Genomic DNA, 12,779 nt, shown 5'->3' on the forward strand with positions numbered 1-12,779 from the left:
AAATTATTATTTTGTTATTCCTCAATTATTTTTTTTGCATGTTTGAAAACATTTAATATTTGAAAAAAGGACCAATAATTTATTTTTAGTATCATTTTTTGTATTACTTAAATGTTCTTCATTTTAAGAACATTATTATTCCCTAATTTAAGAATAAATTGTTCTTTATTATAGGAATGTTCCTTTTTATCTTTATTAAGTTAGTTCTTTAAAAATTATCAAATTATTATCTTTAATTAATAATTAATTAAAATTGTTTTTTGGGTATTTTTTAAGGCTAACTTTTTTTATTATCAAATTAATTATTATTATCTAATCTTTAATAATAGCTAATTGATAAATTATAAATATTTTGTTTTCATAATAAAAACAATATTGGAAAGGAATTAGAATAAATATATGCGTTAATATTAATAAGAATAAGAAAATTACAGGAGAGGATATCGCAAGTATTAATTTTTAGTAGTTTTAGTTGTTTATACTGTTGCTTTTATGGGGATTTTATAGGCTGTCTAATTTTTTTGATACTCAAAAGAGAAAAAATAATTTTAAAACTTTTAAATCCCAAGCTGATGAGTTTTTTGAAGTTAAAGATGTAACAGAAAACGCACAATTAGAAAAAGCATTAATGTCACGTGATTATCAAGACGCCGGTTTAGGTAATGAAGATGATAATCATATTTTAAACAATTAGTAAAACATTATTTAAGTTTAAAAAAGGAACGTAAAAAACCAGAAAACAAACAAGAAAATTTAAAATTATTTGAAAAATTATTTCGTTGTGGTTTAACTTATCAAATTGTTTTATTAGCAGATAATAGAGATGAAGGTGTTAATTAAAAAGATAAAGATAATGAAAGTAGATGCATCAAAGGGTGATTTTATAACTGCTTTTTAATATTTTTTAAATTATTTAAGATATCCGCAAAGTTATGTCGGTTTAGTTAGAATATCATATTGAAATTAAAGTCGGTGATAAAAGCTTCAAGACATTTTTTTAAATTTCGTGATTAAAAAAAAGAAAAGAAAAACCCCTTGTTGCGAAAATACACTTAATTATCTTTTTTAAACCATTAATTCTTTAATTTATAAATTTGCTTAAGAAGAACCATTCTAATAGACGTCTTATTATGATGATTGAAAAAGTTGCTAGAAATAATGATAGTAGATTTAATAATAATATTGGTAAAATAGAACAACAAATGAAATAAAAAGAAAAAGAATTAATAAAATCTAATTTATATTCCGAACAAAAAGAACAATTAAACAACGACAGAAGACAATTAAAAAAAGAATTACTTCAAATTCAAATTAAACAAGATGAAATAGAAGAAAACATTAAAAAACATAAAACAATATTAAAAGAAGTTAAAGCCAAAGAAAAAGTTTTAGTTAAACAACAAGTTAAAAAAAATAGAAACTCAAATAGATAAATTAAATAATTTTATTGAAATATTTGAACAACAAATAGAACAAATATATATCCACAAATAACACAAATAGATTATAGAATAAAAAAAATTGATAAATAAAGAAATTAATGAATTACTTGAATTATGTAGGCGATTAAAGAACCATTAAAAAAAATACCAACTTTTAAAGTTGGTTTCCTTATTGTTTCTAAATATTAAAAAATATTTTTCTTATAAATAAAAATAAAAAAAAGAAGATTAAAATGGCGAGAAATTACAGACGTTTTTATTCAGCATCCAGTAAAAAATCTTTTAGAAGAAATAAATTAACCTTAGGCAGTTTTTTACATATTGGATTTTGCCTACAATAGGTATTGTTATTCCTTTGATTGTTTATTTTGCTTCAAAAGGTTATTTGTCAATAGCTAAATAATAAAAAAAGAGATTTAAAATAATGACTTTAAGACAAGTTTTAACACTTATTGTCCTTAGTGGTATATTTATTTTTGTTTTATATAAGTTTGGCATTGTTGTTCTTGATTCAACTAAAATTACATGGATTAAATAATGAGTGCTTTTTAAAAAGCACTCATTAAAGGATAATTTAAATTATCCTTTAATATTATTTGAAAAAGTAGATTATGAAAAGGTTGAAAAATAATAAAGAAAAATTATTAATAAAACAGAATTAGATGAAAAAATATAATTTATTTGATAATTTTATTTGTTTATTGATTGGTGTAATTATTGGTATATTTTTATATATTAATTTTTTTACCAAAAATAATAAAGAATTAGAAATTAGATACAAAATAGAACAAAAACAACCAGACCAAACTTCATCACTTAAATATCTTCCAATAACTTTTTATAAACCTGATTGCACAACAATTAATTATATTAATGAATATAACAAAGACACAGGTAATTTAATTAAAAAAACATATTATAAAACGGATGGTAAAATAATTGATTATATTGAAGAATATAATAAAGACATAGGTAAATTAATTAAAACAACTTATTTTTGTCGTGATGGTAAAACAATTGATTATATTGAGAAATACGACCTTCAAACAGGCAAAAAGATTAAAATTTATTATAACCCTGATGGAACCGTTAAAGAAATCATAAATAATTAATCATGCATAAGCAAATAAAATAAGTATAAAAATATTCAAAGACGAGCATAGCGAATTAGGCGGCTAGCTGATGGATATTGAGATTAACTATATTACACTCTCTCTTATAAGGCCCCTTTTGTATAAGGCCCCTTTTGGGGGTTTGAGGGTCTTTTAATATTATAAAGGATAACAAGATGTCATTTAATTTATCAAAAGAACAAAAAGATATTATTAATTTAGATGATTCTTGCATGTATATATATGGTGGAGCTGGTTCTGGCAAAACTACCATTTTAATTGAAAAATTAAGACAAAAAGAAAAAGAAAAACCTTTAATTTTGGTAGCTACTAATGCTACTAAAAATATTATTTATGATAAATTATTTTTATCATTAAAAGAAGATTATTCTTCTTATAATGATTATGAATTAGAAAAATATTTAAAAGATAATTATGAAATTAGAACATTTCATAGTTTTGCTTATTCTTGTTATTTAAAATATAATATTTTTGATGAAACAACAAAACAACGAAAATTTATTGATGATGAAACTAAATTAAATATTTTAAAACTGATTTTAAAAGAAAATCAAGATTTAAAATTGTATTTTAAAGAACAAAGAAAATATTCATTTAGAAATCTTTTACAGGAATTAAATAATTTAATACGTTTAACTTTTCAAAAAGAAAACCGTTATTCATCTATTAAAATTGATGATAAAGTTTTAAAAAATCTTTTGAATTGTTATTAAATTTGTATTATGAAAAAATTAAATTATTATAACTTTAATAACTTTTGATGGTTTATTAATTGAAACTAGTGATTTTATTGAATTTGTTGAAAGAAATAATGGTTTAATTTATAATCGTTCTGTTTTTATTGATGAATTCCAAGATTTAAATTATTTTTTATATTTATAGTTCTTTTGGTTCTAGTGAACGCATTTTGGAACTTTTTTAAAAGATTTTAGACCTCAAAAACATTTTTTAAATGTTAATTATCGTTCTAAAGGTATTAATATTGTTAAAGCAGCTAATGAATTAATTGATAATAAGGAATATTTACAATTATCTTTTAGTGAAAAAAAATATAGAGATTTTATAAATTTTTCTTTTTTTAATAATTTTTATCAACAAGTTAATTATTTGTGTGAAAAAATTAAAAATTCTTTAATTCATCCTACAACTGTTCTTTGTCGTAGTAATAGTGAATTACAAAAACTTGAATATGAGTTTGAAAAAAATCAAATTCCTTTTACTACTGTTGATAAAAACAGTAAAGATTGCAAAATTATTTTGTCAACTATACATGGATATAAAGGATCTGAAAATGCATGTGTTTATTTAATTGGTTGGCAAAACCGAAATGAATCACAAGATAAAGTTTTAGAAAAAAAATTAATTTATACTGCAATAACTCGTGTTGAATATGATATTGAAATTTTAACTTCAAATGATTCTTCTATTTTTATAGATTATTTTTATTCTTTGGTAAAAAAAGAATTAATTTCTTATGATTTTGCAAAAGGATTAAGTGATAAAATTTTTAATTTAGATTATTTAAAAATTAATTTACTTAATTTAGAAGATATAGAAATTTATGATGAATTATCTACTACTATTAAAACTTATAATGAAAAAGTTAACTAATTAGAAAAACAACATAAATTAAATCAAATTACTGAATCTGATTATAATAAATGTTATTGGAAATTATGTGTTTATTTAAGGAAATTTCTAAAAATATTTATAAAGTAAAAAAAATATATAATGGTTTAGAGACTTGTTTAAAAGGTTTTAATTATCCTATGTTTGAACCTTTGAAAAGAATTAGATATCATAAAAAATATCTAAAATTAAAAGAAGAAGAAAGACAATTAGGATTAAGTGATGATGATTTGAATTTTGATTATTCTTTGAAAAAACAATTAAAAAAAGTTAAAGTTAAAGAAAATAAACCAAAATTAAAAATTTTAAGGCATTATCGAGAATCTACTCAAAATGCTAAGGATAAACCTTTATATAATAAGGTAAATCTATAAAATATACTTGTGAACCTAATATTATGGGACAAGTAAGAAAACGTTTTATTCGTTTAGTAAGAAAAACTTATTTATCAAATTTGCTTCAAAAGTTTTCTCAAAAAGATTTGGTTTATTCTAAAATGCAAGATTTTCGTTATTTTTGTTCTTTGGAAACTACTAGATTAGGAACTATTCATTATCATTTTCTTTTTAGTGTTGATGTTTTAAAGTCTTTTGGTGGATATTCTCGTTATTTATGTACTGATTAAAGAATTATGCTTTGGGTTTGAAAAACCGACCTATTAAAGGAAATAAGAGTATTTTTTATGATGATTATTTAATGCATAAAATAGATGAAAAAGGTAATATTAAAATACCTCAAAATTATTACGAGAAAAAGAATGTTAAAGTCCCAAAAATTACTTTGTTTTGGGCTAATGCTTATGCATCTGTTATGAATAAAAATAATATAAAACATTATAAACATTTAAATCCAATTAGTCAAAATGTGCAAATTTATAGACCATTATAGACCATCAGAAACTAATCTTAAAAAAATGTTAAAAATTGAAATTAATAAATGTAAAGTTTTTGATAAAGGAACTTTTGATATAAAAGATTATATTCCAAAAATTGTTTCTTATGTTAGTAAATATATTACTAAAAATGATAAACAAATTGAAACTAATGCTTCTATTGGAATTGATTTTTATAGTCGTCATTTGTTTGGATTTTCTCGTACATGTTTTTCTTGTCCCAAAGAATCTTTTTTTGCGTTATTTCCTTATGATATAATTAAAGAAATAGAATTAAGTTCATTTCCAATGGTTAATTTTAATTTTTCTAATATATTTGAATGGAATATTAAACAAACAATTAATGGAAGAAATATTAAAATTCCACATAATTTAACTTTGTTGTTTAAATCTTATATGGCTCCAAATCAATTTCAAAATTCTAATTATTTTAGTTTAAATTTATCTAGTATTCAACCAAAAAATTATTTTCTTAATAAGAATTTTAAAAAATATTTTAAATTACAAAAACTTAAATTAAAACTTAAAAAAGATTATGAAAAACAAGATATTAAAATATTAAATAAAGTTGAATGTTAATATTGGTATAGATATCTTGAAAATAATTATATTCAAAGTTTTCAATCTTCTCCTTAATTTAATTTGATTTAATTAAATTAGTTTAAATTAAATATTTTTAATTAATTTTGCTGTCTAATTATTAGACGGCTTTTTTTGTTGGAAAAAAATAAACAAAATTATTCATAAAGTAAAAAAAACTTAAAAAAATTTCAAATTATTAAAATTATTAATGTTATAATATAAGTAATAAGAAAAAGATTTTTTTAAAAAGAAACAATATTTTGAAAAAACTCATTAATCGCCTATAAACCCCCCTTTGATTAAATGAATGCATTAAAACAAAAACAACAAACACCTTTTGAAACTACAATTAAAAGATCACAAACATATTTATTAAAAAAAAGATATTTTTTTAAGTGATTTAAGAGGGGCTTTTTATCAAGCTTATGGTATTAAAAATCATTGATGCAGAAAAACGTTTTACTGAATTTAAAACATTAGTTAATGCTTATAATGATAAAATTGGAAGACCTCTTTATTCAGGTGAAGAAATTGATTATTTCAACCTAACCTTAAATCCTAAAATTGATTAATTAATGGAAGAAGTTTGTGCTGATAAATTAATTGAACAGTTAGTGGTATCCTAAAGAAATTTTATTCAAAAAAATAAAGAACAATTAAAAAACAAAGATTTATATGCAGCATTTCAAAAAATTTATGGAGGCATAGAAAAATTAACCAAATATAAAGATTAAAGTATAATAGTTATCAATAAATATAATAATATATTAAAATTAATATAGAAAATTATATATAATTATAAATCTTTATAATAAATACAATTAAATAATTATATTAAATAATGTATATTTATATCCATTATTTTTTTTATTATTAATTAACATTTTTTATCTTTGTTGGATAATTTGAATAAATTATTTATATTAACATTATGTTATTGTATTTTGATATATGTTATAATTGAGGTGATAAAAGTGATATAATAATTCTTTAAAAATAAATTTATCAAGTATATTAGAAAATTAAAAGGAGCAATATTTTGTATTCTTCAATCACTCAAAAGACTAAAAAGCCTTTGCATAAATATATTCTAGCAGCTCATATACTTGCTTTAGCTCTTATATTATTTCATCTCTCTAAACAAATGGGATTATATGATTATTTTAGGTCTCCTTTAACTTATAAAGCTTATTTGAATCTTGCTTTAGTACCTTTATTTTATTTAGGTTTTTTCTTTGGATTTAAGAAAGCTTCTTTAATGCTTCTTATTTATATTTTTTGTGAATTTGTAACTACTTTGGGGCATTTTTGGATTTTAGCTGATTATGATATTTTTTTGCTTGAAAAAATAAATATTAATAAAGTACCTTTTTTTATACTGAATTATCTTTTAAAAACTTTAATGCCTCTTTTATCTTGGTCTTTTACAGGATTGTTATATTGTAAAGATTTAAGTCATTTTAATATTAATAAAAAAAATATTATACGTTTATTAATCATTTTAATTATAATTATGTTAATTCATACTTGTCTTTATGCTATAAATGGTTATTTATGTTATTTGCCAAGTATTAAATATATTCTAAAAGACAATCCCCATTATAATATCTTTTTTGCTAATGGGATAATTTCTTTTATTACTATTTTTGTTCTTAATTTAGAAACAGTTATTACTTGTAATTTATTATTATTGGGTTGTATTATTTATCTTAATCCAAGATTAAAGATTATTTATCAAACTTATTTTTATGATAATAAATAATAACATAAATGAATAAATATAATAACAAACAAAATAAATAAAAAACTTTGTTGCAATTTCCAATAAGATAATTTAACAATATTTACTACAAACATAAAATAATTTTTTGAATCATCCCAAACCTAATTAATTCTTTTAACACTTGCTAATTATTAAATCTTATGATATAATAAAATTGCTTTGGCACTTAAATTATTTAGTGCTAAAATTAAGTCTCATTACAAAAATATTTTATTTACTATAATAAATTACTAAATTAAAAGGAGTTTAATCATGAAACAAAAAACAATTATCCCTTTACATGATAATGTTGTTTTAAAATTGAAAATGGAAGAAACTAAAACAGCTAGTGGAATTATTTTGGCTTTATCAGAAAAAGAAAAATCCTCTGTTGGTGTTGTTGTTGAAGTAGGTTCCAAAGTTGAAGGTTTAAAAAAACATGATGAAGTAGTTTATAAAAGCTATTCTGGTAGCAAAGTTACTTTAGGAGAAAAAGATTATTTAATTGTTGCTTTAAAAGATATTTTGGCACAAATTAAATAAGATAATATAGATAAGAGATAAAATATAGATAAGATAAATAATTATAAACTAAATATTAATAAATAAAAAGACAATATTTTAAACCCTTTTTAAAATCATAAATCATAAAAATATTAATAAATCAATAAATAAGGAGTAATAAAATGAGTAAAAAAATACTTTATGGCAAAGAAGCAAGAAAAGCTTTATTACAAGGAGTAGATGCAATTGCAAATACTGTTAAAGTGACTTTAGGACCTAAAGGACGTAATGTTATTTTAGAAAAAACCTATGAGTCACCTGCTATTATAAATGATGGTGTTTCTATTGCAAAAGAAATTGAATTAAAAAATCCTTATCAAAATATGGGAGCAAAGTTAGTATATGAAGTAGCTTCTAAAACTAACGATAAAGCAGGAGATGGAACAACTACAGCAACCGTTTTGGCACAAAGTATGATTCATCGTGGTTTTGATGCAATTGATGCAGGAGCTAATCCTGTTTTAGTAAAAGAAGGAATTGAGTTAGCTTCATCAACAGTTGCCAAAAAACTTTTAGCTAAATCTAAAAAAGTAGACGCCCAAGAAGATATTCAAAATGTGGCTTCTGTTTCATCAGGTAGTCAAGAAATTGGTAAAATCATTGCCCAAGCGATGCAAAAAGTAGGTAAAGATGGAGTTATTAATGTTGATGAATCCAAAGGTTTTGAAACAGAATTAGAAGTTGTTGAAGGATTTCAGTATGATAAAGGATATGCTTCTCCTTATTTTGTCTCTGATAGAGAAAGTATGACAGTACATTTAGAAAATGCGTTAGTTTTGGTAACTGATCATAAAATTAGTACTGTGCAAGAAATTGTACCTATTTTGGAAGAAGTAGTAAAAGCATCTAGACCTTTGTTAATTGTAGCTGAATCAGTGGAAAATGAAGTTTTAGGGGTTTTGGTAGCTAATAAATTAAGAGGAACTTTTAATGTAGTTGTAACTAATGCTCCTGGTTTTGGTGATAATCAAAAAGAAATGTTAAAAGATATTGCAGTACTTACAAAAGCTAATTTTGTTTTTAAAGATCTTAATATGAAATTAGCAGATTTGAAAATAGATGATTTAGGAAATATCAATAAAGTTATTATTAAAAAAGATAATACTACTTTGATAAGTAATTCTAAAAGTCCTGAATTAGAAAAACGTATTCAAGTATTAAAAACCCAAATTAAAAATTCTACTTCTGATTATGAAACTAAAAATTTGCAAGAAAGATTAGCTAAATTATCAGGAGGAGTTGCCTTAATTAAAGTTGGGGCTGCAACTGATACTGAATTAAAAGATAAAAAATTACGTATTGAAGATGCTCTTAATGCTACTAAAGCTGCTATTACTGAAGGAATTGTAGTTGGTGGTGGAAAAGCTTTAGTTGAGGTTTATCAAGAATTAAAAGATACTTTATTATCTGATAAGAAAGAAGTACAACAAGGAATTGATGTAGTAGTACAAAGTCTTTTAGTGCCTACTTATCAAATTGCTTATAATGCAGGATTTTCAGGTGAAGATGTAGTAAAACAACAGCTTTTACAACCCTTAAATTTTGGTTTTAATGCTAAAGAAGGTAAGTATGTTTGTCTCTTAAAAGAAGGTATAATTGATCCTACTAAAGTAACTCGTCAAACTATTCTTAATGCTGCTTCTATCTCTGCTTTGATGATTACAACTGAGGCTGCTGTTGTAAGTTTGAAAGAAAATAAAGATAATAACTTTGATTTAGGGACACAAGAATAATTTTTGTAACTAATAAAGCTTTATTTTTTTAATTATTATCTCTCATTTTTTCTTTTTTCGTGTTAAAATAATAATAGGTTTTGATTGTCTTTTAACTCTCTGTTAGAAAACAACTCAAACCATATGATTATATAATACAAGAAAGGAGAACAAACAATGCAAAATCAAAAAAATCAAAAATATTTAGTTTCTAAAGTTATAGTTTTATTTGCTGCTGTTTTTTTAATGTTTGTTGGCGTTCAAGTTTTTGCTGCTGATACTGCTACCAATTTAGGTTCATTACAAGCACCTAAACAACCACTTACTTTTTCATCAGACGAAGAAGCTGGGAAATTACCTTCTGTTGTTCAAGCTTTAAAAGTTCTTAAAGCAGACCAAAGTTTAATTAATATTTTAACAGAAGCAAATGTTGATGTTTCAACCGATTCAACTGACACAAATTCAAAAAAAGTAATAATTAAAGCTAAATCTACAAAAACTGATGTTGTTACAGGTGAATTATCTTTAAATTATGTAGTTGACGCTAATAAAGGCGTTGCTGCTGCTACACCTTTTTACAAATCATGGTGGTTTTTAACATTATTAGTTGTTACAGTTGTTGCTGTTGCTAGTGGTGTTGTTTTCTTTGTTAAAAAAAACAAAAAAAACTAATTAATCCCTAAATTATATTCTTTTTAAAAAAGCTAGGTTTTTTAACCTAGTTTTTTTTGTTTATCTTTATTATTAATAATAGTTTTTAGCAATAAAATAATCTTTATAAATACAATTATAATCAAAAATTATTATTAATAATAAAAAAGAATTAATTATAAGGTTTTATTTGGGAAAATTATTAAAAAATTATATAATATATATAATGGTTTTTATTTTTTTATCATCCCCCAAACCATAAATTAAATACTTATCAATTTATTTAATATTATAAAAAATTATTTAAATATAAACAATAAAAATTATAGTTATTATCATTAAATTATCTTAATAAAAAAATATTAATTATCATAAATATTAATCTTTAATTATTAAATAATTAATAACTAAGGAAGCAAATTAAAGAAAATGTACAAAAACGGTGCTATTAAAATTGAATTAGCAAGTCCTCCTTTAACAGTAGGCAATCCCTTAAAAAATGCTTATAGTATGCAAAATGTTCTAAAAAAAAGTAAAGCCAGTTTTGTTTTGTTCCCCGAACTTTGTTTAAGTAGTTATACAGCAGGAGATCTTTTTTTTGAAACTACTTTTTTAGAACAAAATTTTCAAGCTCTAGATTGGCTTTTAAAAAATAATTCTTTTGAAGGAGTCTATATTTTAGGTATGCCTCTTGCTTTGCATGAAGTTTTATTTAATGTAGCAGTTATCATTCAAAAAGATAAAATATTAGGAATAACCCCTAAAAAAACTATTCCCAATTATAAAGAATTTAGTGAAAAAAGATGGTTTCAATCAGGTAACACCTGCGAATCCCAATACATCCAAATTTTGGGTCAAACAGTTCCTTTTGGAGATGTTTTATTTATTAATTCTCAATTTGATATTATTTTTGGAGTAGAAATTTGTCAAGATTTATGGACTGTCTTTTCTCCTGGCGATCTACTTTCTTTAAATGGGGCTCATTTAATTTTTAATCCTTCTGCTTCAACCGATCACATAGGAAAACTTGATTTAAGAAAAAATGCTGTTCTTGATCATTCTCGCAAACAAATTGGAGGCTATTTTTACACCAGTAGTGGAATTACTGAATCCACTGTTGATAATTTATTTTCTAACCACAAAATGGCTGCTTTGTTAGGTGAAATGGTCGCCGAAAAAGATTTATTTAATCAAGATGTAAGTTTAGTAGTTGATGTTTGTGTTGATTTAATTAAATTTCAAAGAAGAATTGATACTACTTATGGTGACCAAAGAATAGGCAAACAACATCCTTTTTTGAAAGCTTATTTTGAACTTAAAGAAACGCCTCATTATTATTTTGAAAAACCAATTAATCAAACACCTTTTATTCCTCAATCAAATGTCGCTTCACACTTAAAATTGGCAAACGAAATCCAAGTATTAGCACTTAAAACCAAACTTAGTAATTTGAATGCCAAAATAATTGTAGAAATTACTGAAAATATTAAAGATTTATTAACTTTGGTAGTTGCTTTTCAAAGTTTTTCCTTATTGCAAAAACCGTTAGAAGATTTCATTATAATCCTAAATCCACTTCTTTTTTCTAACCCAACTCATTATCAACTCCTCAAAGATTTTTTACAAACTAAAGGAGTTTGCCACATTTGTGAAAGTAGTTTTTTAAAGAAAAAAGATTTGTTAGCTTTTTTGGGACTTGACAAAACTGATGCCACTACTAATCTAACCCATGCCATAAACGACACAAGCGCAACAAATGAAGCAAATGAAACAGCTACTTTAGTCAACTATATTAACAACATTTCTACTTTGTCAAACGAGTTTGCTTCTTGTCCCAAAGACCTAGATCAAGTTTTTTTAAAGGAATTTGCTTCCCAAACGCAAAAGTTTTTGTTTTTAGAAAATAATAATTTTTCGGATATGGCTTTAGGAAAAAACAATCCTCGTAGTCATTACGACCACATTTATAATGTCAATGTTGGCGTTCCTAACGTTTTAGTTAAAGAATTATTACTTTATCATTTAGAAAACAACCATTTACAAATTGCACCTGCCTTAAAAAAATTATATCAAAAATTAGTACAAGAAAACATTAATCAAAAATTAATTATGGAAGATTTTATTCTTTGTTGCCATATCAAAAAAGGTTTTACCAAAACCAAAATTGCTTGGTTATTACAAATTGCCTTTGATTTAAGTCCAGAAAAAAGCAATCAATTAGTTATTTCATATCTTAAAACTTTTTATCAAAACCAATTTAAAAGACAAAATATGGCACCAGGTCCTAAAGTTTTAGAAAATAGTCTTTCTCCCAGAAATGAATTTTTACTTCCTATTTATCTACAAAGACAAGAATAAAAATTAATAAATCAAAGTTCCAAAAACATAATAATACCAAAACATCATAAAATA

Annotated in this window: 14 protein-coding genes; all 14 read left to right on the forward strand. The window is 23.1% G+C overall.

Translation table 11 applies throughout. The features are described from left to right. Nucleotides 1-472: 472 nt before the first annotated feature. Nucleotides 473-694, forward strand: a complete 222-nt coding sequence (locus N747_RS0100220; protein WP_024563323.1) for a hypothetical protein — start codon at nt 473-475, stop codon at nt 692-694. A 1,410-nt stretch (nt 695-2,104) separates the two neighbouring features. Continuing rightward, nucleotides 2,105-2,554: a DUF2963 domain-containing protein gene (locus N747_RS03690; RefSeq protein WP_084193794.1), complete on the forward strand. Its 450-nt coding sequence runs from the start codon at nt 2,105-2,107 to the stop codon at nt 2,552-2,554. A gap of 176 nt (nt 2,555-2,730) precedes the next feature. Next, the gene (locus tag N747_RS03695) at nt 2,731-3,288 is read left to right on the forward strand and encodes a UvrD-helicase domain-containing protein (RefSeq protein WP_024563324.1); all 558 of its coding nucleotides are present in this window, start codon (nt 2,731-2,733) and stop codon (nt 3,286-3,288) included. A 292-nt stretch (nt 3,289-3,580) separates the two neighbouring features. Next, entirely contained in the window at nt 3,581-4,186 is a 606-nt protein-coding gene (locus N747_RS03940) for a 3'-5' exonuclease (RefSeq protein WP_240992286.1), read from the forward strand. A 158-nt stretch (nt 4,187-4,344) separates the two neighbouring features. Next, complete coding sequence (locus N747_RS03945; protein WP_240992273.1) at nt 4,345-4,578, forward strand: hypothetical protein; 234 nt, start codon at nt 4,345-4,347, stop codon at nt 4,576-4,578. 23 nt (nt 4,579-4,601) lie between these two features. Continuing rightward, a complete protein-coding gene (locus N747_RS03950; RefSeq protein WP_024563327.1) occupies nt 4,602-4,829 on the forward strand; it encodes a hypothetical protein in 228 nt (75 codons plus the stop codon). Between the two features lie 11 nt (nt 4,830-4,840). Further along, complete coding sequence (locus tag N747_RS03955) at nt 4,841-5,092, forward strand: hypothetical protein (protein WP_024563328.1); 252 nt, start codon at nt 4,841-4,843, stop codon at nt 5,090-5,092. 25 nt (nt 5,093-5,117) lie between these two features. Next, complete coding sequence (locus N747_RS03960) at nt 5,118-5,675, forward strand: hypothetical protein (RefSeq protein ID WP_240992274.1); 558 nt, start codon at nt 5,118-5,120, stop codon at nt 5,673-5,675. Nucleotides 5,676-6,103: 428 nt separating this feature from the next. Next, nucleotides 6,104-6,250 (forward strand): hypothetical protein, encoded by a 147-nt coding sequence (locus N747_RS03965; protein WP_240992275.1) that lies wholly within the window; start codon nt 6,104-6,106, stop codon nt 6,248-6,250. Nucleotides 6,251-6,717: 467 nt separating this feature from the next. Continuing rightward, entirely contained in the window at nt 6,718-7,440 is a 723-nt protein-coding gene (locus N747_RS0100260; RefSeq protein ID WP_024563329.1) for a hypothetical protein, read from the forward strand. Between the two features lie 273 nt (nt 7,441-7,713). Continuing rightward, complete coding sequence (locus N747_RS0100265; RefSeq protein WP_024563330.1) at nt 7,714-7,983, forward strand: GroES family chaperonin; 270 nt, start codon at nt 7,714-7,716, stop codon at nt 7,981-7,983. Nucleotides 7,984-8,126: 143 nt separating this feature from the next. Beyond that, on the forward strand, nt 8,127-9,737 hold the full coding sequence (groL, locus tag N747_RS0100270) for a chaperonin GroEL (RefSeq protein WP_024563331.1): 1,611 nt from the start codon (nt 8,127-8,129) through the stop codon (nt 9,735-9,737). A 156-nt stretch (nt 9,738-9,893) separates the two neighbouring features. Continuing rightward, nucleotides 9,894-10,388, forward strand: a complete 495-nt coding sequence (locus N747_RS0100275) for a hypothetical protein (RefSeq protein ID WP_024563332.1) — start codon at nt 9,894-9,896, stop codon at nt 10,386-10,388. 408 nt (nt 10,389-10,796) lie between these two features. Continuing rightward, a complete protein-coding gene (locus tag N747_RS0100280; RefSeq protein WP_024563333.1) occupies nt 10,797-12,725 on the forward strand; it encodes a nitrilase-related carbon-nitrogen hydrolase in 1,929 nt (642 codons plus the stop codon). Nucleotides 12,726-12,779: the final 54 nt, after the last annotated feature.

The organism is Candidatus Phytoplasma tritici, assembly GCF_000495255.1.
GTDB classification, from domain to species: Bacteria; Bacillota_I; Bacilli_A; order Acholeplasmatales; family Acholeplasmataceae; genus Phytoplasma; species Phytoplasma tritici.